Source organism: Campylobacter sp. RM19072 (assembly GCF_024723485.1).
In the GTDB taxonomy this organism is placed as follows: Bacteria; Campylobacterota; Campylobacteria; order Campylobacterales; family Campylobacteraceae; genus Campylobacter; species Campylobacter porcelli.
Genome location: NZ_JANQCU010000008.1, coordinates 45,635 through 72,264, shown reverse-complemented (window position 1 = coordinate 72,264; position 26,630 = coordinate 45,635). Strand labels below are relative to the sequence as shown.

The 26,630-nt window shown below is 33.0% G+C and carries 28 protein-coding genes and 1 tRNA gene; 5 read left to right on the top strand and 24 right to left on the bottom strand.

Annotated elements, in window-relative coordinates:
• Positions 1-35: 35 nt before the first annotated feature.
• The 11 genes from CSUIS19072_RS05445 to gpmI all read right to left on the bottom strand — a co-directional run bounded on the left by CSUIS19072_RS05445 (position 36) and on the right by gpmI (position 10,421).
• Complete coding sequence (locus tag CSUIS19072_RS05445; protein ID WP_141082604.1) at positions 36-1,292, bottom strand: PDC sensor domain-containing protein; 1,257 nt, start codon at positions 1,290-1,292, stop codon at positions 36-38.
• A 122-nt stretch (positions 1,293-1,414) separates the two neighbouring features.
• A complete protein-coding gene (locus CSUIS19072_RS05440) occupies positions 1,415-1,948 on the bottom strand; it encodes a DUF2393 family protein (protein WP_086238021.1) in 534 nt (177 codons plus the stop codon).
• Positions 1,948-2,472 (bottom strand): DUF2393 family protein, encoded by a 525-nt coding sequence (locus CSUIS19072_RS05435; RefSeq protein WP_086238019.1) that lies wholly within the window; start codon positions 2,470-2,472, stop codon positions 1,948-1,950. The genes CSUIS19072_RS05440 and CSUIS19072_RS05435 overlap by 1 nt, the downstream gene beginning before the upstream one ends.
• Complete coding sequence (gene hisIE, locus CSUIS19072_RS05430) at positions 2,462-3,193, bottom strand: bifunctional phosphoribosyl-AMP cyclohydrolase/phosphoribosyl-ATP diphosphatase HisIE (RefSeq protein ID WP_236845273.1); 732 nt, start codon at positions 3,191-3,193, stop codon at positions 2,462-2,464. Before hisIE ends, CSUIS19072_RS05435 begins: the two co-directional genes overlap by 11 nt.
• 15 nt (positions 3,194-3,208) lie before the next feature.
• A complete protein-coding gene (locus tag CSUIS19072_RS05425; RefSeq protein WP_086238017.1) occupies positions 3,209-4,294 on the bottom strand; it encodes an SPFH domain-containing protein in 1,086 nt (361 codons plus the stop codon).
• A 10-nt stretch (positions 4,295-4,304) separates the two neighbouring features.
• Entirely contained in the window at positions 4,305-5,228 is a 924-nt protein-coding gene (locus CSUIS19072_RS05420; protein ID WP_086238016.1) for a branched-chain amino acid transaminase, read from the bottom strand.
• A 496-nt stretch (positions 5,229-5,724) separates the two neighbouring features.
• A complete protein-coding gene (accA, locus tag CSUIS19072_RS05415; RefSeq protein WP_086238015.1) occupies positions 5,725-6,657 on the bottom strand; it encodes an acetyl-CoA carboxylase carboxyl transferase subunit alpha in 933 nt (310 codons plus the stop codon).
• Entirely contained in the window at positions 6,657-7,868 is a 1,212-nt protein-coding gene (locus CSUIS19072_RS05410; RefSeq protein ID WP_086242302.1) for a beta-ketoacyl-ACP synthase II, read from the bottom strand. The genes accA and CSUIS19072_RS05410 overlap by 1 nt, the downstream gene beginning before the upstream one ends.
• Positions 7,869-7,911: 43 nt before the next feature.
• Complete coding sequence (gene acpP / locus CSUIS19072_RS05405) at positions 7,912-8,145, bottom strand: acyl carrier protein (protein ID WP_086238013.1); 234 nt, start codon at positions 8,143-8,145, stop codon at positions 7,912-7,914.
• A gap of 57 nt (positions 8,146-8,202) precedes the next feature.
• Entirely contained in the window at positions 8,203-8,946 is a 744-nt protein-coding gene (gene fabG, locus CSUIS19072_RS05400) for a 3-oxoacyl-ACP reductase FabG (RefSeq protein ID WP_086238012.1), read from the bottom strand.
• 11 nt (positions 8,947-8,957) lie between these two features.
• Entirely contained in the window at positions 8,958-10,421 is a 1,464-nt protein-coding gene (gene gpmI / locus CSUIS19072_RS05395) for a 2,3-bisphosphoglycerate-independent phosphoglycerate mutase (RefSeq protein WP_086242301.1), read from the bottom strand.
• 173 nt (positions 10,422-10,594) lie between these two features.
• On the opposite strand from gpmI, the gene mraY reads away from it, so the two are divergent.
• The 3 genes from mraY (at position 10,595) to CSUIS19072_RS05380 (ending at position 13,011) form a co-directional block, all read left to right on the top strand.
• Entirely contained in the window at positions 10,595-11,659 is a 1,065-nt protein-coding gene (gene mraY, locus CSUIS19072_RS05390) for a phospho-N-acetylmuramoyl-pentapeptide-transferase (RefSeq protein WP_086242300.1), read from the top strand.
• A 4-nt stretch (positions 11,660-11,663) separates the two neighbouring features.
• Positions 11,664-12,863 carry a UDP-N-acetylmuramoyl-L-alanine--D-glutamate ligase gene (gene murD, locus CSUIS19072_RS05385; RefSeq protein ID WP_086292972.1) on the top strand — a complete coding sequence of 400 codons (1,200 nt, stop codon included), beginning with the start codon at positions 11,664-11,666 and terminating at the stop codon, positions 12,861-12,863.
• Positions 12,864-12,935: 72 nt separating this feature from the next.
• Positions 12,936-13,011: transfer RNA gene (locus CSUIS19072_RS05380), tRNA-Phe, on the top strand.
• A 92-nt stretch (positions 13,012-13,103) separates the two neighbouring features.
• Here the strand turns inward: CSUIS19072_RS05380 and hddC are convergent.
• From hddC to CSUIS19072_RS05360, 4 genes are all read right to left on the bottom strand, one after another.
• A complete protein-coding gene (hddC, locus tag CSUIS19072_RS05375; RefSeq protein ID WP_086238008.1) occupies positions 13,104-13,787 on the bottom strand; it encodes a D-glycero-D-manno-heptose 1-phosphate guanosyltransferase in 684 nt (227 codons plus the stop codon).
• Positions 13,788-13,790: 3 nt separating this feature from the next.
• Positions 13,791-14,384, bottom strand: a complete 594-nt coding sequence (gene gmhA2 / locus CSUIS19072_RS05370; protein ID WP_086238007.1) for a D-sedoheptulose 7-phosphate isomerase — start codon at positions 14,382-14,384, stop codon at positions 13,791-13,793.
• Complete coding sequence (hddA, locus tag CSUIS19072_RS05365) at positions 14,372-15,391, bottom strand: D-glycero-D-manno-heptose 7-phosphate kinase (protein ID WP_086238006.1); 1,020 nt, start codon at positions 15,389-15,391, stop codon at positions 14,372-14,374. Before hddA ends, gmhA2 begins: the two co-directional genes overlap by 13 nt.
• 71 nt (positions 15,392-15,462) lie before the next feature.
• Positions 15,463-16,071, bottom strand: a complete 609-nt coding sequence (locus CSUIS19072_RS05360) for a recombinase family protein (protein ID WP_086238005.1) — start codon at positions 16,069-16,071, stop codon at positions 15,463-15,465.
• A 66-nt stretch (positions 16,072-16,137) separates the two neighbouring features.
• Here CSUIS19072_RS05360 and CSUIS19072_RS05355 point away from each other — a divergent pair, with 66 nt between their 5' ends.
• Together CSUIS19072_RS05355 and gmd are read left to right on the top strand one after the other, a co-directional pair.
• Positions 16,138-17,508 (top strand): mannose-1-phosphate guanylyltransferase/mannose-6-phosphate isomerase, encoded by a 1,371-nt coding sequence (locus tag CSUIS19072_RS05355; protein ID WP_086238004.1) that lies wholly within the window; start codon positions 16,138-16,140, stop codon positions 17,506-17,508.
• Positions 17,508-18,650 (top strand): GDP-mannose 4,6-dehydratase, encoded by a 1,143-nt coding sequence (gene gmd / locus CSUIS19072_RS05350; protein ID WP_086292974.1) that lies wholly within the window; start codon positions 17,508-17,510, stop codon positions 18,648-18,650. Before CSUIS19072_RS05355 ends, gmd begins: the two co-directional genes overlap by 1 nt.
• 49 nt (positions 18,651-18,699) lie before the next feature.
• Here gmd and CSUIS19072_RS05345 read toward each other — a convergent pair whose 3' ends face one another.
• From CSUIS19072_RS05345 to CSUIS19072_RS05305, 9 genes are all read right to left on the bottom strand, one after another.
• A complete protein-coding gene (locus CSUIS19072_RS05345; protein WP_086238002.1) occupies positions 18,700-19,725 on the bottom strand; it encodes a GDP-mannose 4,6-dehydratase in 1,026 nt (341 codons plus the stop codon).
• A 64-nt stretch (positions 19,726-19,789) separates the two neighbouring features.
• Positions 19,790-20,725: a transketolase family protein gene (locus CSUIS19072_RS05340; RefSeq protein ID WP_236845378.1), complete on the bottom strand. Its 936-nt coding sequence runs from the start codon at positions 20,723-20,725 to the stop codon at positions 19,790-19,792.
• A gap of 2 nt (positions 20,726-20,727) precedes the next feature.
• Positions 20,728-21,546, bottom strand: a complete 819-nt coding sequence (locus CSUIS19072_RS05335) for a transketolase (RefSeq protein WP_086238001.1) — start codon at positions 21,544-21,546, stop codon at positions 20,728-20,730.
• On the bottom strand, positions 21,530-22,366 hold the full coding sequence (locus tag CSUIS19072_RS05330; protein ID WP_180381000.1) for an NAD-dependent epimerase/dehydratase family protein: 837 nt from the start codon (positions 22,364-22,366) through the stop codon (positions 21,530-21,532). The genes CSUIS19072_RS05335 and CSUIS19072_RS05330 overlap by 17 nt, the downstream gene beginning before the upstream one ends.
• Positions 22,367-22,415: 49 nt before the next feature.
• Positions 22,416-22,571, bottom strand: coding sequence for a hypothetical protein (locus tag CSUIS19072_RS05325; protein ID WP_180380071.1), 156 nt, complete (start codon positions 22,569-22,571; stop codon positions 22,416-22,418).
• Positions 22,572-22,664: 93 nt separating this feature from the next.
• Entirely contained in the window at positions 22,665-23,738 is a 1,074-nt protein-coding gene (locus CSUIS19072_RS05320) for an NAD-dependent epimerase/dehydratase family protein (protein ID WP_086237999.1), read from the bottom strand.
• 84 nt (positions 23,739-23,822) lie between these two features.
• Positions 23,823-24,869: a GDP-L-fucose synthase family protein gene (locus CSUIS19072_RS05315; RefSeq protein WP_086292978.1), complete on the bottom strand. Its 1,047-nt coding sequence runs from the start codon at positions 24,867-24,869 to the stop codon at positions 23,823-23,825.
• A gap of 1 nt (position 24,870) precedes the next feature.
• Positions 24,871-25,431 (bottom strand): dTDP-4-dehydrorhamnose 3,5-epimerase family protein, encoded by a 561-nt coding sequence (locus tag CSUIS19072_RS05310; protein ID WP_086292980.1) that lies wholly within the window; start codon positions 25,429-25,431, stop codon positions 24,871-24,873.
• A gap of 73 nt (positions 25,432-25,504) precedes the next feature.
• A complete protein-coding gene (locus CSUIS19072_RS05305; protein WP_330518775.1) occupies positions 25,505-26,560 on the bottom strand; it encodes a GDP-L-fucose synthase family protein in 1,056 nt (351 codons plus the stop codon).
• Between the last annotated feature and the right edge of the window lie 70 nt (positions 26,561-26,630).

Sequence of the window (26,630 nt, the reverse complement as noted above, 5' to 3'; positions counted from 1 at the left end):
GTAGTAGCTCTGGAGAAGCTGGGTTTAAAGTGATTCTAGCAGTTAGATTGCCTTTTTTCTACTTCGTTTGCTTTTTGGAGTGATTCTTCAACGGCCTTTGAGTCTTTATCTAAATTTGATTTTATGATTATGATATTATCATTTATAACCTTTGCCATTTGGCTGATTTCATCATTATTTGTAATAACCGCAAGGCGTGCATCTGCTCTTTTGTGATTTAAAAAATCAAAAAATTCTGATAGTAAAATTCTAATATTTTCAATTCTGTGAATTAACATATTTGTAGCAAAGAATAGGAAAAATCCGCCGATTATAGCTACGACTATGCCTACGATTATTAGCCCATTTCTAGCTGATGCTACTTGAGTAAATATCTCATTGGTTGGCACAAGTGTGGCAAGACTCCAAGGCTCATTTATATAATTTATATTAACTTTAGCTAAATTAAAATGGACATTTTGATTTAGAGTTTTGCTATCAGCTGTTACTGTGGCATAGCTATTTTGATTGCTATTAATTACTGGGAATAATTGGGCTAAATTTGGATTTACTTGTTGGACTGGTAGGCCTCTTATTTCTGGATTGGAGTTGGCTACCATTATACCTTTATTTGATAGCAAAAAGCTTGTATCTGTTTTATATAGTTTGATCTCTTTTAGTCTATCAATAAAGAAATTTTCTATGTTTAAATCAGCACCGATTATACCTATAGTTTTTCCTTTATATTTTACTGGGAAGGTCATTGAAGACATAACTATTTGATTGCCCTCTATATGGTCTTTAAATGGCTCAGATAGTCTAGGCTTCTCAAGACCATTTATATAGTAGTCTTTGCTTTTGTAGTTGTCCTCGATACGCTCAAGTCTGCCATGATAATTTACATAGATTGCTAAATCCCCAGCATTAGTATATCGTGGGTCGTTGGAATTTGGATTTTTAGCGTAGATACTATCATCTGTAGTATAAAAGAATATACCAGCGGCTAATTTACTCTCTTTTAGGGCATCATCTAGCATATTGCTTATGATATTAACAGGCATAGCTATATTAGAATCTAGTGTTGATTCCATAGCGATTTTATAGGCATGTAAGCTATCAGCTAGTCTATTAAACTCAGCCGCAACTAAATTTGCATTTGATTTAGAGCTAGCCTCCATAAAGGCATTAGCATTATCTTCAGCCATACTTGAGGCTCGGTAAATGGCGATACCAGCAACTATGGCAACTATAAACCCGGTAAATATAAAACCTACAATCGCAAGTTTTACAGAGAGTTTCATATTTTTCAACATATTTATCCTTTGTTTTAGAATTATTTTATTAATATTTTATCCTATTATATATTTATAATAACTTAAAATATAAAAAGTAGAATTATAAGTAAATTATATAATTTGAATAAGCTAAATTTAGCTTATTTGCAATCTAGTGTATATTTTGTGCTGTGATTATTGAAGTGGGCTGGGTATGGCATAGTAAAGCCAAAGCTTTTTTGGTCGCCACTTGGTAGGTCTTTGACTATTAAAAATTCAGCCTTTATCGAGCTTTTTTGGTTATTTGAGCTACCTAGGTAGGTCTGGAAAAATCCACGCTCTTCAAAGGCACTAGCCTCTAGCTTTTTAACTGGAGCATTGATGAGTTCTATCTCCATAGTACATGAATTGATATAGCCATATCCGATATTTCTAACTACGCCTGTGTAGGTGATGGTCTCATTGATTAGAGTTCTTTTGCCTTGGAAGCTCTCTATAACTGCCACTTTGGTGTATCTATCGATAAGCATCATGGAGATGATGGCAATACAGCTCATAATAGTAACATTAGCTATCAAAAGGCTGATGGCAGCTTTTACTCTTTTTTCTTTTAGTATGATAAAGTAGGTAAAACCACCAAAAAGGGCTATGATGATAATGATGGCTAGAATGTGAAATAGGTTAAAATAGCTCATTAGAAACACTCCGAATTTAATATAGTATTATAATTTTGCGGACGAAAATCTTTTATAGTAAATTTAATCTCTTTTGTTTGACCTGGCTCAACTCCTTGTATTATAGCTATTTGGGTGCGAAAAGGGGTCAATCTAAATTTGAGATTTTGAATGCTGTTTTTGCCAATATTATGAAAGCTTAGCTTTACTCTACATTTTTTAAAAATCTTTTTAGAAGTATTGGTGATATTGATATCAGCTATCATAATATCGGCGTAGTATAGCTGTCTAAGCGGAGCCATAATTAGCTCCCTTGGGCGTATGGTATTATCTATAAATTTAAGTGAATAAAATAGCCCTGCACCAAGTCCGCCAAAGTCAAAAAAAAGTATAAATAGAGCAAGCATAGGTTTTTTAAATAGCATATAAAGTGCCAAAACTAGTAGAGCAAAAAATAGCAAAACCACCCACGAAATAGCTATATAGTCATAAAATCCAAAGTTATTAATATAGAATTTAATGGTATCTAAAATACTATTTATCACGGGAGTTTTTCTCTACTATTCCGCTTATGCCTTCTCGGCGTTTTAACTCATCTAGGATTGCGCTTGGATGAATATCATAATCAGCCAACGCTACAATCATATGAAAGATCACATCAGCAGCCTCATATATGACATCATATTTTGGCTCATCTGCCCTATGATCTCCAAAATTCTCAAGATTTAAATTTGAGTATAGCTTAAATCTTTGAAGATCTTTTATAGCCAAATTTAACTCACAACTCTCTTCGGCTATCTTTTTTAGGTAGCTATTAGGCGATTTGGAGTAGAGTTTGGATATGTATGAGTCTTTGCTTGGGTTTAGCTTTCTATCTAGGGCTACATGGTATAGGTGGTCTAATATATCATATTTAATGGTTTTTTCAAGATCTAAATCATCTTTTTTTTCTAAATTTAAATGGTTAAAAAAGCACGATTTTGCCCCTGTATGACAAGCGGCGTTGCCTATTTGCTCGACTTTTAATAGTAAGGCATCATTATCACAATCTAAGGATATGGATTTTACTATTTGAAAATTACCGCTCTCTTGACCTTTTTTCCAAATTTGAGATTTTGTGCGTGAGTAGTAGTGGGCAAGACCGCTACTTTGAGTTAGTTCAAAGGCCTCTTTATTCATATATGCTAGCATTAACACATCGCCACTTTCATACTCTTGGACTACTACTGGAAGTAATCCATCGATCTTATCCCAATTCACACTCACGCCCATTTAATACCCCTAATTTTGTGCTGAAATTTGCTTTTGTTTATCTTTGGTATCAACCCAAATATTTGGGACAGCCCCGCCAGGAGTTAAGAAAATTTTCGCATCTTGATTGGTTTTTAAAGCTTCATTAAATCCTTTTTGAGTCTCAATTTGTTTGAGTTCTAAAAGATTATTTGTTAAGCTTCTTGCGATTTGCGAATTTGAGTAAGCTTGTGCGTCAGCTTCGATTTTTACAGCGTCGGCTCTACCTTGGGCTTCGATTTTAACAGCTTCGGCTGTTCCTTTAGCAAGGGCTGCTTTTTTAAGTGCTTCTTGATTTGCTCTTTCAACCTCATATTTAGTTCTTTCGGCTTCTTGTTTGGCTATTTGGACTCTTTCTATTTGCTCTTTTACCTTTGGTGGAAGGATAATCTCTCTAAGCTGCACGCTAGCAAGCTCTACAGGCTGATTTGGCTGCTTATCAATATCAGAGCGAATCCCCATATCGATAGCAGCAGCAATATCATTTCTACGCTCTGGAAGCTCTTCTGCTGTGTATTTACCAGTTACATTTCTAACAACATTTCTAACAACTGGATCAATTATCTTGTTTTCCCAGCTAAATCCCCATGCGGCTATGGTTTGCGGTGCGTTTTGTGGATTTAGGCGGTATTGGACGGTAATGTCCATGCTAACTGGAAGTCCGCGTGAGTCAAGGACTGAAATTGTATCTTTGGTCTCTATACCGCTACCACGATAGTTTGCTTCGTTTCTACCCTCGCTTGAAGTGTAGTTGATTTGACGCACTTTGGTATCAACTACTCTAACTTCTTGTATGAAAGGCAAGAAGAAGTGAAAGCCAGGTTGAAGTGGATTTGGGTCAAATTTACCAGCAGTGGATTTGATGCCCACTTCACCAGAGTTTATCACTACAAAAGGCTTAGCAACGGCTAAAACTACAATTATCGCTATCAAAACGTAGATTATACCACTAAATTTACCTAATCCTCCACTGAAATTTGGCACATTTGGCTTTTTAAAATTGAAATTTGGCTTTTTCTCATCGCTATTTGAGTTGCCATTTTTTTTATTAAAATAGTCGTTTAAATCTGCAGGCAATTTCTATCCTTTAATTTATGTAAGTAATTAGATTTTCATATTTTACATTTCTACCCATCACAACCTCAAAATATGCGTCTTGAAGTTCTTTTGAGACCTTACCTCTTTTGCCACTACCTATAATGCGGCTATCTATTTGGCTAATTGGAGTAACCTCCGCAGCAGTGCCAGTAAAGAAAGCTTCATCGGCGTTATAAGCCTCATCTCTTGTGATTCTTTGGCGTAGGACTTCGTATCCTAAATCTTTTGCGATTTGGATTACATTTTTTTGTGTGATACTCTCTAGGCTAGTATCATTTGGTGGGGTGATTATTACGCCATCTTTTACTATAAAGAAGCATTCGCCACTTCCTTCAGCTATAAAGCCTTGTGGATCAAGAAGTAGGGCTTCATCGCAACCAGCTTCGTGTGCTTCGAAATTTGCCATTTGAGAGTTGAAGTAGTTTGCACTTGCTTTGGCCTTTGCCATCATAGAAAATGGAGCTGGCTTCATCCAAGAAGCGATTTTGACTTTTATACCATTTTGCAACGCTTCTTCTCCCATATATGCACCCCATTGCCATGCTGCGATAGCTACATTTATAGGGCAACCGATGTGGCTTACACCCATTTTGCCATAGCCTAAGAATACAAGTGGTCGGATATAGACATTATCTGTGTAGGTGTTGCTTTTTAGTAAGTCTATGTGAGCTTGATTTATCTCTTCTTGAGTAAATGGAATTTTAATCCCGCAAGCCTTAGCTGATTCAAATAGCCTTTTAGTATGAGCTTTAAGGCAAAATATCGCTAGTCCCTTTGGTGTCATATATGCTCTAACGCCTTCAAATACGGCATTTCCGTAGTGTAGTGAGTGGGTTAAAACATGAGTCGTAGCCTCGTGCCATTTGACTAATTTACCATCATACCATATATGTTCTGCTTCTGGTAGTGCCATAGTAACCTCTTTGTGAAAAATTTTTAGGCAATATTTTAGCTAAATTTACTTAATATCTTTTGAATAGTGTAAAATTTAATCCATACTTTAAAACCTAGTAATTTAATATAGCTTAAATTTAAAGCTTTTGATATTTTGTGAATATGGTTTAAGAAATTGCAGTTTTACCCAATATAATTTATAGTTTCAATTTATTGATATATAAATTTATTTTTAAGAATATGAGAATTTATATAAATTTTTTATTTATATTTGGTAAATTTATCCCATTTTTATAATAGATAAATTCTATTATTCATCTATGAAATACCTACATAAGCACTCTTAAAATTTAATTATTTTGATAGTGATTTTAAAGGTGTTTTAATATTAAAAATTTATTAAATTAACTTTTAAAGATAGGTTAGGGTACTACAAAGGATAAAATTAACATTTTAAGCATTGTAAAGAGATAAATTTAATGAAATTTAGCCAATAGATTTGGCTAAAATATTGATTATTCGTAAGCCCCAATTGAGAGAATTTTTTCCATTCTAGCACTTACAACTTCATCTATTGATAATCTGTCTAGCTCATCTAATTTAGTTCTAATATACTCACCAACTGCTGATATAGCGCCATCTTTGTCTCTGTGAGCACCCATTATAGGCTCATCTATAACATCATCAATTAAATTTAACTCTTTTAAGTCATCAGCTGTAATTTTCATAGCCTTTGTTGCAGCTTCGCTTTTGCTAGGGTCATTCCATAAGATGGCAGCACAACCCTCTGGCGAAATAACAGAGAATACAGAGTTTTTCATCATTGCCAATTTGTCAGCTACACCAATGGCGAGTGCCCCACCACTACCACCTTCGCCGATAACTATGGCAATTGTGCGTGTTTTAAGCTCACTAAGCTCAAACAGATTTCTTGCAATTGCTTCGCTTTGACCGCGTTCTTCAGCTCCAACTCCTGGATAAGCTCCTGGAGTATCTATCAAAAATATTACTGGAATTTCAAATTTCTCAGCAAGTCTAGCTACACGCAAAGCCTTTCTATAGCCTTCAGGATGTGGCATACCGAAATTTCTCATAATTTTATACTTTGTTCCACGACCCTTTTGCTCGGCTATAACTATAACTTTTTTATTGCCTATATAGCCACTATAGCAGACTATCGATGGATCATCGGCATAGGCTCTATCGCCGTGAATCTCATAACTATTAGTCAGAAGTGCTCTGATATAATCAAGCGCATAAGGTCGATCTGGATGTCTGGCTAAATTTAAGCGTTGAAATTCATTTAAATTCTTATATGTTTTGCTTATCTCTTTTTCTAAATTTTTACTTAAGATCTCTATAGCATGTTCATCGCCTCTAATCTTAGCATTAGCTATATCTTCATCGATTTGCTGAATACCTTTTTCAAAATCAAGATAGCTAGCCATTATTTTAGCCTTTTAAAGATTACTGAGCCATTTGTCCCACCAAAACCAAATGAGTTACTCATAACAGCGTTTAATTCGCAATTTCTAGCAGAATTTGGAGTATAGTCTAAATCGCACTCAGGAGCTCTATCGGTTTGGTTAATAGTAGGTGGAATAATGCCTTGTTGCATTGCCATTACTGAGATTACGGCTTCTATAGCACCAGCAGCACCTAGGCAGTGACCTGTCTGACCTTTTGTAGAGCTTATCGCTGGAACATCACTACCAAATACGGCTTTTATGGCTGCCGTTTCATTGGCGTCGTTTGCCGCTGTTGATGTGCCATGAGCATTGATATAATCAATTTTAATATTTCCTGCCATTTCTAGGGCCTTACTCATTGCTCTTTGTGGGCCATCTAAGCTAGGACTTGTGATATGATGAGCATCACTACTTTCGCCAAATCCGACTATTTCAGCATAGATTCTAGCTCCTCTAGCCACTGCACTTTCATACTCTTCTAATATTAATGCTCCAGCACCTTCACCCATTACAAATCCATCTCTATTTGCGTCAAATGGTCTTGAAGCGACCGCTGGATCATCGTTTCTTGTAGATAGTGCTTTCATAGCAGCAAATCCACCTATACCCACAGGGCAAATAGCAGATTCAGCACCGACTACTAGCATAGCTTTTGCTTCGCCAATCATAATGCTTTTGACAGCTTCGCATATGGCGTGAGTTGAGGCGGCACAAGCTGTAACGCTAGATACATTTGGACCTTTTAGATTGTGAGCTATGCTGACTAATCCACCTAGCATATTTACCAAAGCAGAAGGGATAAAAAACGGAGATATTTTTCTAGGGCCTTTTTCTAAACATATATTTGAGTTTTTCTCGATATTAGGTAGGCCACCAATACCAGCTGCTGAGCTAACGCCAAATTCGTTTGGATCAAAATCTTTAAAATTCGCATCAATCATAGCATCTTTAGCGGCTTTTAGTCCTAATTGAATAAATCTATCTACCTTTTTTATCTCTTTTGCTTCCATTACACTAGCTGGGTCAAAATCATCTATTTGAGCCGCTATTTGCACTGGAAAATCAGTAGCATCAAATAGGGTTATCTTTTTTACTCCTGTTTTGCCATCGCAAATATTTTTAAAAGATATATCTTTATCAAGACCTAGTGCATTTATCATGCCTAAACCAGTTACTACCACTCTTTTCAATGCTACTTCTCCTAAAATTTAAATTTTTAACCATTATGGCTAATTATTTTTTTAAACCTTCAACATAATTTACAACATCTGCAATGCTAATTAATTTTTCAGCTTCACTATCTGGAATTTCAACATCAAATTTCTCTTCTAAAGCCATAACTAGCTCAACAACATCTAATGAATCAGCACCTAAATCTTCAATAATTTTTGACTCCATTTTTACAGCATCAGCTGCAACGCTTAGTTGTTCTACAACAACATCTCTAACTTCGTCAAATACTGCCATAATTTTCTCCTAAAATAAAAATGAGTGTAATCTTACTATAATTTGCCTTAAAGTTTGCTACATATATAATCCGCCGTTGATTTTAAGCGTATCACCTGTGATGTAGCTTGAATAATCGCTTAATAAAAACGCCACCGCTGTAGCTACTTCTTTTGCTTCGCCTAATCTTTTAAGTGGGATATTTGCCAAATAATTTGCCTTAATTTCATCGCTTAATGAATCTGTCATATCTGTAGCTATAAAGCCAGGAGTTACGCTATTAAAGCGGATATTTCTACTAGCTCCTTCTTTGGCAAAGCTCTTACTCATAGCTATCATACCGCCTTTGCTTGCAGCATAGTTTGTTTGACCTGCGTTACCCATTTCGCCTACGATTGAAGCGACATTTACCACTGAGCCAAAGCGTTTTTTGCTCATTACTTTTAATGCTTCACGAGAGCCTATAAATGCACTTTTTAAATTTGCGTCTATTACGCTATTAAAGTCATCTAGGCTCATTCTAATTGCTAATTTATCATTTGTAATTCCAGCATTATTTACAAGATAGCTTAGCTCTCCATCGCTTTGGACTATTAAATTTATAGCTTCGGCAAATTCTGCCTCATTTGTAGCGTCAAATTTAATCACAGCAGCGTTGCCGCCATCATTTTGTATTTGAGCTTTTAGAGCATCAGCAAGATCTGGATTTGATCTATAATTTATCCAAACTTTAAGCCCAAAATTAGCCAAAACTTTGCAAATTTCAGCTCCAATTCCACGGCTACCGCCAGTAACTAAAACATTTTTTCCGCTAAATTTCATTATTTATCCTTTTAAAATAGTGGTTTATCCATAACTTTTGGAATTTCTATATCCATTAGTTTTAATATTGTTGGGGCTACATTGCTTAACCCACCATACTCTATATTGGTTACTCCATCAGCAATTAGATAGCTGAATACATCAAATGTAGTGTGATTTGTAAGAAGTTCGCCACTACTATCTTGCATAGCTTCGCAGTTGCCGTGGTCGCTGATTTGCATATATGAGTATCCATTTTCTAAGGCTTTTTTAATCACCTTACCAAGGCACTCATCTACAGCTTCAACTGCTCTTATAGCGGCATTATAATTGCCAGTATGGCCGACCATATCGCCATTAGCGTAATTGACAACGATAAAATCAACCCCATTTTCAATCCCTTTAAGCACAGCTTGAGTAACTTCATATGCGCTCATTTGTGGCTTTTCATCATATGTTTTTACCTTTGGGCTAGGGATTAAAATCCTAGTTTCATTCTCCACTAAATCCTCTTTTCCGCCATTGAAAAAGAATGTAACATGGGCGTATTTTTCAGTCTCAGCAGTGTGGAGCTGACTAAGACCATTTTTGGCTATTACTTCAGCTAAAGTATCCTTAATATCATCATTTTCAAACATTATAGGAAAGTTAAATTTATCATCGTAATTTGTCATTGTGACTAGATTTTCGCAGATATTTTCACGATCAAATTCATTAAAATCCTTACTGGCTAAAGCAGCACAAATCTCCCTTGCTCTATCATTTCTAAAGTTAATAAATACTATACCATCACTAGCTTGAATTCCGCCAAAATCCATAAAGCTAGCTGGCTCTATAAACTCATCAAAAACGCCATTATTATATGAATTTTGTATATATTCATCTGGCTTTATACTTTGGATATTTTGGTTTTTGGCTATTACTTCATATGCTTTTTGAACTCTCTCCCATCTATTATCCCTATCCATAGCATAAAATCTACCGCTTATGGTGGCGATATTAAATTTATCTTGTAAGGATTTAATGAAATTTAATCCACTCTTTGGACTTACATCTCGTCCATCTGTTATTGGGTGAGTATAGACGATTTTGCCTTCATCTAGGCAAATTTGAGCCACAGCGTCAAAATGATTTAGGTGAGAATGCACGCCACCATCGCTATATAATCCTATTATATGCACCCTTTTTACTCTATTTAATAGCTCTTTTAATGCTTTATTATCTTTTAACTCATTGCTATTTATAGCTTTATCAATTTTAACCAAATTTTGATATAAAATTCTACCACTTCCTATAGTCATATGACCAACTTCGCTATTTCCCATCTGGCCATCTGGTAATCCAACTGCTAAGCCGCTAGTTTTTAGATAATTTTTAGCCGCATTTTTCTCTAGCCACTCATATGTAGGCTTTTTGGCTGCGTTAAAAGCGTTAAATTTATCACTAGGATTATATCCGATTCCATCGGTTATAACCAATATAGATTTTTTACCCATTAACTTTAACTCCTCGGTATTTTAAGGCAAATATATAAATTTACTCGCAATTTTATCAGTAAATTATAAATATATATAAATTTTTATTTTTTTATCCATGATTTACCGATTTTTTATCAAAAAATTTATATAATTTTATCCTTAAAAATTAATATGGAATTTAGGAAAATTTAGTGCTTTACTATATTTATGATTTTTTCGGTGTGAATTTTTTTAGCTATTTGACCGTTCGTGCTCAAATAAGCTTCTTTTTAGCTTTTATTCTTACTCTTATTTTTATGCCTAAATTTATAGCTTGGGCTAGGGCTAAAAATGCCAATCAGCCAATTTATGAATTAGCCCCACAAGCTCATCAGCAAAAAAGGAAAACCCCCACAATGGGTGGCGTGGTCTTTGTAATTTGCGCTATTGTAGCTACTATATTTAGTGCAAATTTAAATAACGCTTTTATTTTAATTGGGCTTTTTGTTTTGGGTGGATTTTGTCTGCTTGGATTTTATGATGATTATAGCAAGATAGTAGGTAAGCAAAATCACGCAGGGCTTAGTGCTAGGGTGAAGCTTGTATTTCAAATTTTATTAGGAGTGGCTACTGCTGTTTTTTTATATTTTTTTAGCTCACTAGATGCGATGTTTTATCTGCCTTTTTATAAATATCCTATTTACGATATATCCATATTTGCCGTTGTTTTGTGGATTTTGGTGCTTACTTCTGCTTCTAATGCTGTGAATTTAACCGATGGATTAGATGGGCTGGCTAGTGTGCCTTCAATTTTAGGGCTTTTGACTTTGGGGATTTTTGCTTATTTGATGGGGCATGCAGTTTATAGCTCATATTTACTGCTACCAAAGGTGGTAAATTTGGGCGAGATAGTTATTTTAGTTACGGCTTTAATAGGTGCTTTGCTTGGATTTTTGTGGTTTAATTGCTATCCAGCTGAAGTCTTTATGGGAGATAGCGGAAGCCTTAGCATTGGGGCGTTTATCGGCTATATGGGGATTGTGACTAAAAATGAGCTTTTGCTTATCATAATAGGCTTTGTATTTGTGGTGGAGACTCTATCTGTGATTTTGCAAGTTAGTAGCTTTAAAATCAGGAAAAAGCGTATATTTTTAATGGCTCCTTTACACCATCATTTTGAGATGAAAGGGTGGAGTGAAAATAAGATTATCGTGCGGTTTTGGATGATAGCTTTGGTGGCAAATTTGATTGCTTTAATAGCATTAAAACTAAGGTAAAACTATGATAAAATCACTATTTGGTTACGCAGGAACGACAAAATCAATCGCTAGAAGTGGCGGCTGGAATATTTATGATGATAAATTTGAAGTAGCTAGTAGCGACGAGTATGGAAATGCTTTGTTGCCAGTAGATAAATTTAATCCTAATCTAAGTGAGCTTGAGATTCCAAGTCCTGGATTTCCGCCATACCATAAGCTTATAAAATCAGCTAAAAATATAATTAGTGAGTATGATTATTTTAGAAATTATACGCCAAAGAGTATTTGGATTAGCGGTACAAATGGCAAGACTACAACGACTAAAATGACAGAGCATCTCTTAAGAAATAGGGGCGCTATAATGGGTGGCAATGTGGGAATTCCGCTTGGGGATTTGGTGGATAAAAAGGCTAAAATTTGGATCTTAGAAACTAGCTCTTTTACTATGCATTATACTAAATTCGCAAGTCCTGATATATATGTGCTTTTGCCTATTAGCGATGATCATATAAGTTGGCATGGTAGTGCTAAAGAGTATGAAAAGGCTAAGCTAAAACCACTATCTATGATGAGAGAAGGGGGCGTGGCTATAGTGCCAAAATGCTATGAAAATATCAGATCTAATGCTAAAATTATAGGCTATGAAGATGAGATTGATCTGGCTAATAAATTTAGTATTGATATTGGTAGGATTGATTTTAGGGTGCCATTTTTGATGGATGCGATTATGGCATTAGCTATTGAGAATATCATATTTAGCTCATTGAGTATAGATCTGCTTAATAAATTTATAATTGAGCCTCATAAACTTGAGGAGTTAAGAGATAGTAAAGGCAGATTGTGGGTAAATGATACTAAGGCTACAAATATTGATGCGACGCTTCAAGCTTTAGCAAGGTATATTGGCTTAAAAATACATATTATACTTGGTGGAGATGATAAGGGTGTAAGTATTCAAAAGGCCGTTGTTACTGCGGCTAGGCAAGGTGCTTTAATCTATGCTATAGGCTCAAATTGCGATGAGATAACTAAGATGGCTTGTGAGCTAAATGCAGATGTGTATAATGCCAAAACATTAGAGAATGCTGTAAATTTGATAGATAAGGCTATGGGTAGAGATGATGTGGCTTTGCTTAGTCCAGCTTGTGCTAGTTTAGATCAATTTAGCTCATATGCCCAGCGTGGGGATAAGTTTAAAGAGTATATATCGCAGATTTTGTAATTTTGATTTTTGAGTTGAATTTTATTTGATTTTAAGCTTTATTTTAATATAATTTCAACTCCTTTTTAAGGTGGTTGGATAGCTCAGTCGGTAGAGCAGCAGACTGAAAATCTGCGTGTCGGCAGTTCGATTCTGCCTCTAACCACCATTTTTATTCTATATATCATTTTGTGTATTCAAATAGTATGGTTACTATATTTAGAATTTTTATATTACAAGATTATAATTTATATTATAATATTAGGAGTTATCATTAATAAATTTTCTATAGTCTTGCGGAATTCCAATATCTATAAAATACCTATCAAATACACAAGCCCTAGCTTTTAGCTTTAAAAAATTATTTTGAAAAAACTCTTCAAAAGAGAATTTACTATTTAAATTAAATCCGTTAAATATATCTTTACTAACTAGATAAATTCCGCCATTTATCAAGCCATCTGATGTAAATTTTTTCTCATTAAATGATATTATATTATCATATTTATCAATATTTACGCTACCATATCTATCAAAATCTTTCATCTGTTTTAAGGCTACGCAAATTTTGCTATCTTTTAATGTTAAATCGCTTAGGCTTATATCAAAAATCGTATCACCATTAAGCACATAGGCATTATCGCCATCTATGAGTTTTAATGCTTGAAGTGTGGCTCCTCCAGTGCCAAGTGGCTCATTTTCAATGCTATACACAATCTCCATATCTAAATATGAATTTTGAAAATAATTTTGTATTATTTCATATTTATATGAAACTGCTAGAATTATCTTAGTGATATTTTGTCTTTTTAAATACTCTAGTATAAACTCTAAAAATGGTTTATCTTTGATAGGCGCCATAGGCTTTGGTATGTTTGATATAACGCTTTTTAGACGCGTTCCTAACCCACCGCATAAAATAATTGCTTCTTGGCACCTGCTCATTTATTAAAAGCCTTTACCAAATATCTCTTCTTCTACAATAGCACATATTATATGTCCTATTACTATATGGGATTCTTGAATTCTAGGAGTGCAGTTTGATGGGACTTTTATACAATAATCGCATAAATTAGCCATCTTGCCACCACTTTGACCAGTGAGTCCTATGGATATTATCTCTTTTTCTTTACACACCTTTAGGGCTTCTATGATATTTGTGCTGTTTCCGCTTGTAGATATACCTATAAAAATATCCCCTTTTGCCCCTTGAGCTTGAACTTGCCTAGCAAATAATCTATCATATCCATAGTCATTGCCAATGGCAGTTAGAATGCTAGTATCGGTAGTAAGAGCAATGCTAGGAATGCCAGGCCTATCAAAATAAAATCTACTAACAAACTCTCCGGCTATATGCTGTGCGTCAGCGGCACTTCCACCATTTCCTGCTAACATAGTTTTAAAGCCATTTTTATATGCATTTGTAACTTCTATAGCAACTTTTTTGATAAGTTCTATAAGGGCTTTGTCTGATAAAATTTGATTTTTAACTGCTATTGAATCTTCAAAATGAGTTTTAATATATTGATTTATAGCTTCCATGATTTTGCTCCTTCTTTTGTAAAATAAAAGTCTTGTACATAGCCTTGTTGTTGATTTAATATTTTAATTAGATTATATTTTTTAATAGGATCTACTAAGAAAAACATAAATCCACCAGCTCCAGCCCCACTTGTTTTACCACTATATGCGCCATTTTGCATAGCTAGATTATAAACTCTATCTAGCTCATCATTAGTAACAATCTCAGATATAATCTTTTTAGACTTCCATGATTTGCCTAAAATATGGGCTAAGGTATCAAATTCCGCTCTAAATAGAGCCTCTTTCATAGACACCGCATCTTGCTTTATAGCATGCATAGCTTCTAAGGATTTATTATCGCCAAGTTTACCTTTTTTATGCTCTTCTATATCTTTAGCTTCTCTAGTAATGTTAGTAAAATATAAAACCACTCTAGATTCAAGCTCACTTGCTATCCAGTTTTTAATCCTTAGTGGATTTACAATAACCCTTTTATTATCATAAAATTCCATAAAATTAAATCCGCCAAATGTAGCAGCATACTGATCTTGTGCGCCACCTACTATTCCTAAATCTTCTCGTTCGACTTCATAAGCAAGTTTTGCTATATCATACTCACCAAGGGGTAGATTTAACCACTCTTTAAATGCTACAATAACCCCTACAACTAAGGTTGAGCTTCCTCCCAGACCACTTCCACTAGGGACATCTGAGTAAGTATGTAGTGAAAAGCTCAATGGCTTATGGGTAAAATCTTTTACAATTCTATTATAAACTACTTTATAAATATCCAAATTTCCATCATTTTCTAAACGAAGTTTGCTATCATATGAAGCATAAGAGTTGGTATCAGGAGAGTCAAATATAATTTTATTATCATCTCTTGGTATTAAAGTGCAATGAATATAAAGAGAAATTGTAGCGTTTAAAACATAGCCAGTATATTTGTCGCAATATAAATTGATATCTGTACCACCACCAGCAAGACCTAAACGAAGTGGAGTTTGGGAGCGAATGATTTTCATAAAATTTCCTAATATTTTAAAAAATGGGACGATTAATTCTAACCTAAGAAATATTAAAAAAGCATAAAAAGCTATATCAATTTTCTATTTTTACAAAAGCAGTAAAAACCAGCATAACTTTTGGTTTTATTGTAATTTAAAATAATCCAAATTTCTTTTACTGAGTAATTTGATTCTAATAATTTTTTAATCTTATCAATATCTTTATCATAGAAGCTATTAAATGAATTTTTAGGCCTACCTAAGATTTTTCCTTTGGCTTTTGCGTTATAAAGTCCAGCTTTTGTTCTTTGAGATATAAAATCTCTTTCTATTTCAGCCAAATAAGCATAAATAGAAAGTATCAATTTAAAAGTTGGATTATTAAAATTATTTAATTCCATTTGTCTTAAAAAGCATAGTTTGACTCCGTTTTTTGTAAATTCTAATACTATATTTATTATCTCTAGCATATTTCTACCTAATCTAGATATTTCTGTAATTAAAAGCATATCGCCAGTTTTTAATTTGGATTTTAACTCTTGGATTTTTCTTTTTTCTTGTGATTTTGTAGAGCTAATTTCAAGACTTATAACTTCATCAATTATAATATTTTGACTTTTGCAATATTCAAATATTTGTAATTTTTGTGCATCTAAATCTTGTTTATTAGTGCTAACTCTTATATATGCTATTGTCATATTTATCCTTTGATATTTTATTTTAATTAATCGTCCCATTTTTTAAAATTTAATTTTGGAGCCTATATGACTAATGTGATATTATGTGGGGGTAGTGGAACTAGGCTTTGGCCACTTAGTAGGAAGCTTATGCCAAAGCAATTTTTATCACTATTTAACGATAAGTCTTTGTTTGAACTTACATATGATAGAAATGTTAAATTTTGTGATAATATGGTTATTGTAGTAAATGAAGAGCAATATTTTTTGGCCTTAGATCAATTGGGCGATAAAAAAGCAAAATATATTTTAGAATCATTATCTAAAAATACAGCAACAGCAATAACATTAGCCGCTTTATCTTTACCAAAAGATGAGATAGTTTTAGTAACTCCTAGTGATCATATCGTAAAAGATGAGATAAAATATAGTAATATCATACAACAAGCTATAAAATTAGCAAATGATGATTATATAGTTATATTTGGCGTTGAGCCGACATATCCAGAAACGGGATATGGATACATTAAATTTCATAACAATGATGTATTGGAATTTATAGAAAAGCCAAATTTAAAAAAGGCCACTGAGTTTGTAAATTCAAAAGAATATTTGTGGAATTCGGGTATGTTTGTTTTTAAGGTTTCGTATTTTTTAAAACAGATGAAAGAGTTAGCTAATGAAATTTATACTCTATGCTTAAATGCTTATAACAACTCGATAAAATTTGATAATATTATAAAAATTCAAACTCAAGATATGATAGATATCCCATCAACAAGCATTGATTATGCTCTAATAGAGAAATCAAGCAATATCAAAATCATAAAAGCCGATGTTGCATGGAGTGATGTAGGGAGCTTTGAGTCTTTATCAAAAGAGCTTAAAAAAGATGATAATTATATAAATGTCAAAAATAGAGTTATTGAATCTAAAAATAATTTCTTTTATAGTCAAGATAAAAATAAATTTATAGCCGCTATAGGCGTGGATGATTTGGTTGTAGTAGATACAAAAGATGCTTTATTGATCACAAAAAAGAGCGAGTCTCAAAGAGTCAAAGATATATATGAATATATTAAAGATATTGATGAGCTTAGCAAGACGCATTTAAATGTCCATAGGCCTTGGGGGACTTATACTATTTTAGAAAATGAATTTGGCTATAAGATTAAAAAAATTGAGGTAAAACCAGGTAAAAAGCTCTCTTTACAAAAGCATTTTCATAGAAATGAGCATTGGGTAGTTTTAAGCGGAACTGCCACTGTAGAGATAGATAATAATACATTTACAGTTTGTCCTAACGAGTCAATTTATATAAAAATGGGACAAAAGCATAGATTGATTAATGATGGCAAAATACCTATAGTTTTGATAGAGGCTCAAGTAGGCGAATATACAAATGAGGATGATATTGTCAGATTTGATGATGATTTTGGAAGAAAGGATATAATATAATGGCAAAAAAGGCTTTAATAACAGGCGTTACCGGTCAAGATGGAGCGTATTTGAGTGAGTTTTTATTAAATAAAGGTTATGAAGTTCATGGGATAAAAAGAAGATCTTCGCTTTTTAATACTGATAGAGTAGATCATCTTTTTGATGGACATCATGATAAAAGTCGGCATAATTTTCATCTACATTTTGGCGATATGACTGATTCTATGAATTTAACAAGGCTTATATCTGATATAAGACCTGATGAGATATATAATTTAGCAGCTCAAAGCCATGTACATGTGAGTTTCGAAACGCCAGAATACACAGCAAATGCCGATGCCTTAGGAACTTTGAGAATTTTAGAAGCGGTTAAATTTTTAGGCTTAGAATCAAAAACAAGAATATATCAAGCATCTACATCTGAATTATATGGAAAAGTCCAAGAGATACCGCAAAATGAAAAGACCCCATTTTATCCACGCAGTCCTTATGCTGTGGCTAAAATGTATGCTTATTGGATTACTGTAAATTATAGGGAGGCTTATAATATTTTTGCTTGTAATGGAATTTTGTTTAATCACGAAAGCCCTATTCGTGGCGAGACATTTGTAACTAGAAAAATTACTAGAGCTGTTTCTAAAATAGCCTTAAATTTACAAGATTGTGTATATCTAGGAAACCTAAACGCAAAAAGAGATTGGGGACATGCTAAAGATTATGTAAAGATGATGTGGCTTATACTTCAATATAAAGAGCCAAAAGATTGGGTGATTGCTACTGGACAAACGACAATGGTTAGGGATTTTGTGAAATTGGCTTTTTTGTATTGTGGGATTGAGCTTGAATTTAATGGTCAGGGCGTTGATGAAATAGGCGTGATATCAAGCATAGATTATCAAAAGGCTTTGAATTTAAATATTGATCTATCTCACTTTAAAATAGGTCAAGTAGTGGTGAAAATAGATCCTAGATATTTTAGGCCTACAGAGGTTGATCTATTGCTAGGAGATCCAAGTCAAGCTCAAAATGAATTGGGTTGGAAAAGAGAATTTTCTTTACCTGATTTGGTAGATGATATGATGCAAAGCGATCTAAATTTGATGAGAAAAGATCAATTTTTACAAAATAATGGTTTTAAAATTATGCGTTATTATGAGTAATAAATTTAGATAAATAGCAATATTGCTATTTATCTTTAAGTATATAAATTTATCTATTTAGAGGGATTCTACCTTTTTTGATCTCATCTCGCCAATGATTTAACAGGTCTTCAAACATCTTTCTAGCTGGAATCTCTGGTTTCCAATTGATAAAGCTTTTGATTTTGGTATTGTCAAACATTTGATAATCAGCATCAATTGGGCGAAGTCTATTGGCATCTTCTTGAATTTTGATATCATCTCTTTTTGAGAATCCAAGCAATATATCTATAACTTCAGGTAGCTTAAATGCCTCTTCTCCTGCTATATTAAAAGCCTCTCCGCAAGGCACTTTGCCTTTTTGGCTCTCTAGCGATAAAAGATAATACGCTCTAATAGCATCACGGCAATCTTGGAAAGTTCTAACACTTGATAGATTTCCAACTTTTATAATTGGCTCTTGAAGGCCTGCTTCTATTAGGGCAATTTGCTTTGCGACAGTGCTTTCAAAAAAGACATCGCTACGCCTTGGGCCACTATGTGTTCCCATTCTAGTTACATAGGTTTTAATACCATAAGCCTCGCCATAAAATCTACCTAAATAGTCAGTTCCGATTTTACTAATGCTATATGGACTAGCGCCGTGAAATGGGGTATCTTCATTTAATTTTATTCCAACTTTTGCTCTACCATAAACCTCGCTTGATGAGCATACATGGACAACTGGGTCATAACCATTTTTTTGTTTTAAGGCTCTTATATTTTCTAATATATTTGCTGTGCCTATGATGTTTGTTTGTAGTGTTTCAATAGGAATATCAAAAGAAGTTTTAGGAAAAGATTGCGCAGCTAGGTGAAAAATAACATCCGGACGATGAATTTCAAAAAGCTTTTGAATACTTGAATAGTCATTTAAATCAGCGTAATATACACTTATTCTATCATTTTTATTGATTCTATCGCTTAAATGATAGATATTATCCATAGGTTCTTGCCAACGCATCATACCTATAACTTCATAATCTGTATTTTCTAGTAAAAAATCAGCCATTTGAGAGCCTACTTGCCCTGTAAAACCTGTAATTAGAGCCTTCATATTAATACCTTTAGTTTAAATTTAGTAAATTAGTATATCACTAGCTTACTAAAAATAATATAAATTATTTTTTACTTACTTTTAGCTTGTCTAAAATATCTTTTATATTATTAAGACCTATTTTGTGTAAAGAGTGGATAAATTCTCTATTGCCTATTTCAAAGGTATATTTTTTCTCAAAGCCCAAATTTAATATATTTTTATTTTTAATATGAAAATTAATATAGCTATCTAGCCCACCACAATTTACAAATCCTTCTTCTATAGTAATTATATTTTCATATTTATCTAAATACTCAAATAATTTCTCATTTTTATTACAAAAAATAGAATATATATCTATTATATCTACGATATACTCTTTTGAGATTTCATATGCTTTTTGTGACATATAGCCAGTAGATATGATTGCTATATTTGATTTTTTAGCTTTTTTGACTCTAAAGCCATCATTAATATCATCGGCATCATAATCTAAATTTGGAAGCACCCCAGCATCAAAGCGTAAATATTTTGGTGTTTTTATATCAATTGTATGTTTAAAATATCTATTTACTAACTCCGAATTACTTGGTGAAAATATTTCAAAATTTGGCAAAGTTCTAATTAAGCTTATATCTTCTAAGCAGTGATGAGTAGGACCGCTTACAGAGTAGCTAGCACCAGCTCCCACTGCTATGATATTTATATTGAGTTTCCTTAAGCTACTTAATGCGCTTAAATTTATACGCAATTGCTCAAATGGACGCATACTAATAAAAGGAGCTATGCCATAGATATAGACAATTTTACCTTCTAATGCTAGGCCAGAGGCTATATTGATCGCATTTTGCTCTGCTATGCCTACATTTATGGCTCTAGTGCTAAAATTATGTCTAATCTTATCAAGCATAGGGGCGCCAAAATCTGCTGTGATTAAATATATATTCTCATTTTTACCCATCTCTTCATATAAATTTATAAAAAATGCATCTCGCATAGTTAGGTTATTTTTATTCATTTTTAATCCTTTTTATCCTTAATCTTTTTAATAGCAAATTCAATCTCATCGTCACTAAGTGATAAAATATGTGCCAGTGGGCTTTTTTCTAGTTTATCTACTCCTTTACCTTTGATAGTATTTGCTATTATTACTTTTGGTGTGTTTTTGGTATTTGTAAGTATTTTATTTAGACCATCTAGCAAATCATATGGGTTATGACCATTATCTATCTCTAAGCACTCCCAACCAAAAGCTATAAACTTATCACTTAAAGGCTCCATATCTAAGATATTTTTACTAAAATCAAGCATTTGCTTTTTATTTGAATCTATAATAACAATAAGATTGCTAAGATTATATTGTTTAGCAAACATAATAGCCTCCCAGTTTGAGCCTTCTTGAAGCTCACCATTGCCCACTACGATAAATACCTTTTGATTTAAATTTGATATTTTTAGACTATACGCCATACCGGCACCCATTCCAATGCCGTGGCCAAGTGAGCCATTAATCGTCTCATAACCAGGGATTAAAGGATCTGGTATACTGCCTAAAAAACTACCTTCTTTGCCTACATTTAATAGCTCCTTTTCATCAAAATAACCCAAATCAGCTAAAATAGGATACATACAAATTGAGCCATGACCTTTGGATATAATGAGCCTATCTCTATTTTTATCTTGTGGATCTTTTGGGTTAAATTTGATTATATTTCCATAGAATAAAGATACAAATATCTCAATTGGTGATAGGCTAGATGCTACTCTTGTCTCTTTAGCTCTTTTGTGTATTTCTAGAGTTTTAATTCTAATCTCATCTGATTTATTTTGTAAGTTCATTTTCTCTCTCCTTTAATATTTTCATCCATTTTATGTTTAATTTCAAGCCTTCTTCTAAAGATACAAAACTTCTTTTTTTAAATTTGCTTAAATATTTTGATATATCTAGATTTACAATGCTTTGGGCGTTTAGACTATCATCGCTGATTTTAGGTAGTTCCACGCTAGCATTCATTAAATGTCCTATGGTATTAGCAAAATCTAAAATTCTATTTTGGTTTTCATCAAATACACCTGCTATATTATAAACTTCGCCATTTGTATTTATAAAGATATTTAAAAGCATCTCTATGCAGTCTGTGATAAAATTAAGTTGTCTTTTAGCTTGACCTTTATCTTGTAAAATAATACGCCTAGAGTTCATTGCTTGATTTATAAGCTCATTTAAAAATCTTTTATCGCCTATTTTAAATCCAGGGCCATAAGCAATGGCTATCCTAGCAATTGAGATTTCTACTTCGCTCTCTATGTAAATTTTGCAAATTAATTCTGCCATTCGTTTTGATTGGGCATATAAAGAGCCCAAATCAAATGAGTTTAAATATCCAGAGTGATTTTCACTAGTTGGTAAATGTTTTTTATCTATTTCTCCATAAACAGAGCTAGAGCTTAAAAATAAAACCTTAGCCTTATACTCTTTACATTTTTCTAGTAAATTTATTAATGTTTGGGTATTGAGTAGCACGGTTTCAAGTCTATTTTCTAGCACTTTTTTAGGCTGACCATATGTAGCAGTGTGTATTAAATAGTTAAATTTAAAATCAATTTTAAGATTGTTGAGATCTGAATTTAAATATTTTATATGATCATCTTGAGACAAAAACCAAATAGGCTTTGAAAAGCTATGAGCGATAATTTTGATATTAAAATTAAAATTTTTTATTTAAATAATAAAAATAGCTTATGAGATTTGAGCCAATTAATCCATTTGAACCTGTTACGAAGATAGTTTTATCTCTAAGCTCTTCTAAGTTTAAAACTGAAATTTGCGAATAGTATTGATTTAAAAATTGATATAGTAGCATTATTTCTCCTTATTAGCTGTATTGAAATTTGTATAATAAAGAGAAATATTATGAAGTCTATAAAGAGTATAAAATGTAAAGTAAATTAAATAATTAAGCTCTACCCTCCCCCATATTATTAGCGTTATATGCTTCTATCATCATTTTAAGTCCTTTTTCAATAGAAATTTGATTTTTAAATCCAAGCTTATCAAATTTATCCCTACTCATTGATTTTTTAAGCGTTCCATCGCTTTTACTAAGCTCTTTTTCAAAGATAAGCTCTCCTTTATATTCCATAATCTTAGCTATTAAATAGGCAAGCTCTTTAATACTAATTGGATCGCCATTTGTAAAATTTACAAAAGAGCTTATCAAATTTCCGTTTTCATCATACTCACAAAGGTCTTTAAAATCAGCATTTTGAGCTAGATAAATACAAAAACTAGCTAAATCTTTAGCATTAGCAAATTCTCTAGCTGCAGCTCCTGTGCCTATCATTTTGATATGAGTATCATATATTCCATGTTTATTACAAATCTCTAAGGCTGTTTTTTTATCTAAACTCAAATCTTTACATAAAAGCTCAAAATTTCCTTCGTTTAAGCATTTTGCTAGATAGATTTTACGGAAAATCCCCGCTTGCACATGGGAATCTTCTAAATCAAAATTATCATTTTCTCCATAAATGCTAGTTGGGGCGACGCATAAAAAGTTTTTGCCTTTTTCTAAATTTAGATATTCACAAAGCTTAATCCCAGCAACCTTGCTAATAGCATAACTTTCGTTATTTGGTTGGAAAGCTCCTTCAAGCATATATCTTTCACGAAGTGGCAATGGGGCATCTTTTGGATAGACACATGCTGAGGCTAAATATATTAATTTTTTGACGCCGTATTTGGCCGCAGCCCAAATAACATTATTTTGCATCATAATGTTATTGTATAAAAACTCAGCTGGATATTTCTTTTGCTTGATAAATCCACCCACAAAAGCAGCACTGAAAAATACATATTCTGGTTTTTGCAACTCAAAGAATTCATCTACTGATTGTTGGTCTATTAGATCAAGCTCACTATGAGTTTTACATATTATGTTTGTATAGCCTTGCTTTGTTAGCTCTTTTACTATAGCATCGCCAACTAAACCTTTGTGTCCAGCTACATAAATTTTAGAGTTTTTATCCATTACAGATCCTTTTTTGATCTGTAATGTAGTTTGGATTATTTGAAGAGATAAAGCGATAATGTATTGAATATTTAAATTTACGCTCTACCCCCCCCTATGGTTATTTAGATACCATTTATACATCATTTTGATTCCTTCTTCTAAATTTATTTTGTGTTTCCAGCCTAAGGAGTGGATTTTTGATACATCCATTAGCCTATCCATAGTAGAATCCGGTCTAGAAGAGTTGAATTTTAATTCTCCTTTAAATCCCACTATATCTTTTGCTATTTGGGCAACTTCTGCTATGCTATAATCCACGCCAGAGCCGATATTAATATGAGTATTTTGTGGATTTTTGTCAGTTGCTAAATCTTTAAAATCAATATTTTGCATAACAAAAATAGATCCATCTGCTAAATCATCGCTATGGATAAACTCTCTTCTTACTTTGCCAGTACCCCAAATTTCAACACTATCTTTAGATATACCAAAATTATCTAATATATTTTTAGCATCACTTTCATTCATACCTAAATCTTCTAAAACAGCATTTAAATTATCATCTTCAAGCATTTTAGCTAAATGAAATTTACGAAGTAAAGCAGGCAAAACTCTACTTTTGCCAAAATCAAAATTCGCTCTTGTGCCATATAGATTATTTAATGCCAAGCATAAGAAATTTGTGCCATATTGTATATTATATGCCTCGCACATTGCAGCTCCCGCTATCTTAGCTATACCCATAGTATATGCGTTATACTCTAAAACGCTTTGCATCATATGCTCTTCTTTTAATGGATTTTTGGCATGATATGGATACATATAGCCTGAGCCATAACAGATGAGCTTTTTAACACCATTTAGATATGATTGATGGATGATATTATTTTGTATCATTAAATTTTCATATATGAAATCAGCTCTTTGTGCGACATTTGCTGCCCCACAAGGCAAAACAGCACATAAAAATACATATTCAGGTTTTTCATTTTTAAATAAATTTGCAACGGCTTCTTGATTAGTTAAATCAAGCTCTTTATGAGTTTTAAGTATTAAATTATTATAGCCTCTGGCCCTTAAATTATCTACAAGTGCCGTCCCAGCCGTTCCATTATGTCCTGCTACATAAATTTTAGAGTTTTTATCCATTTTATAATCCTTTTGTATGATCTTGAGTCATTGCTTCAATATCTCTATTTGATAAAATTGGAGTATTTGTTGGCCAGTCGATTGCGATTCTAGGATCATTCCAAGCAAAGGTAAATTGATCACTTGCATCGACATATTCGCCTTCATAAGCCCATTTGTAGTAATACATAGAGTCGCATTTTGAGCTAACATATTGAGCATTGCCAAAATAAGGCGGAATTAAAATTAATTTTTGATTATCGGAGTTGATTATGAATTTTTCATATTGTAAGTAGGTTGGAGAGTCCTTTCTACAATCTACCACCACCTGATGGATTTCGCCAGTTACGCAAGTGACAAGCTTCCAAGATTTATGATCGCCATGGATTCCTCGTAAAACATTTGGCTTAGAAAGTGTGAATTTATCTAACACAAAGCTTAAGCCTTTTGGCAAGAGTTTAAGTAAAGCTTCACTAGAGTATGCTGACCAAATTTCTCCTCTTAAATCCTGAAATTTGCTAGGTGTGATGATATAAACGCCCTTTAGCTTTTTAGATTCTTGTATATCAAATTCTATCGCCATCATGCAGCCTTTTGAGCCAAACCAAAAGGCAAGGTGGTAAAATTATTTAAATATAAAGGAGAAAATTTAAGCTCTACCCCCCCCTATGGGTATTTTTATACCATTCGTATAACATTTTTATTCCTTCTTCTAAATTTATTTTATGCTTCCAGCCAAGAGCGTGGATTTTAGAGCAGTCAGTTAGCTTATTTAAGTTTCCATTAGGATAGTTAGAATTAAATGTCAAATCGCCATTAAATCCAACTATATTTTTAACCACCATAGCTAATTCTTTGATAGTTATGTTTTTGTTTGGACCTATGTTTAGATGGGTGTTTTGCACTTTTTCTTCATTTTTATGCAAATCTTTAAAATCTATATTTTGCATTATAAATAGCACTGCATTAGCCAAATCATCACTATGTAAAAACTCTCTTGTAGGAGTACCATCTCCCCAAATTTCAACGCAGTTTTCGCTTATGCCAAATTTATCCAAATAAGCAGTAGCTTCGCTTAAGCTTGACATATTTAGATCAGTTAGAAGCTCGCTATATCTCTTTTGGCTTAAAAGTTTAGCTAGGTGCATTTTTCTTAAGATTCCAGGAAGCACATGAGCCATTTCTAAATCAAATTTATCATTATTTCCATATAGATTTGTTGGAGTGATGGCTATGAAATTTGTATTGTATTGTAAATTATATGATTCACATAATAATAATCCGGCTATTTTAGATATGGCATATGGCTTATTAGCGTAATTAACATCGCCTTTTAGCACCCAAGACTCATCTGTTGGCAAGGCTGCATTTTGCGGATAAACCGTAGTTGAGGCTATAAAAAGTAGTTTTTTAACGCCATTTAAATATGAATGATGGATTACATTGCACTCTATCATTAAATTTTGATAGATGAAATCCGCTCTATATTTGTTATTAGCAGCTATACCTCCAGCCTTAGCAGCACATAGAATGACAAACTCTGGCTTTTCTCTTGCGAAAAATTTTTCAACTGCTTGTTGATCGGTAAGGTCAAGTTCATTATGTGTTTTATATATTAAATTTACATAGCCCTCATCTTGTAATTTTTTGACAATAGCACTACCAACTAGACCGCTACTACCAGCTATATAAATTTTGGAGTTTTTATCCATTGCTTCCCTTGATAAAAGATAATTTTGCCTTTGATTATGGCATTTATTTACCAAATTCTTACTTAAATTT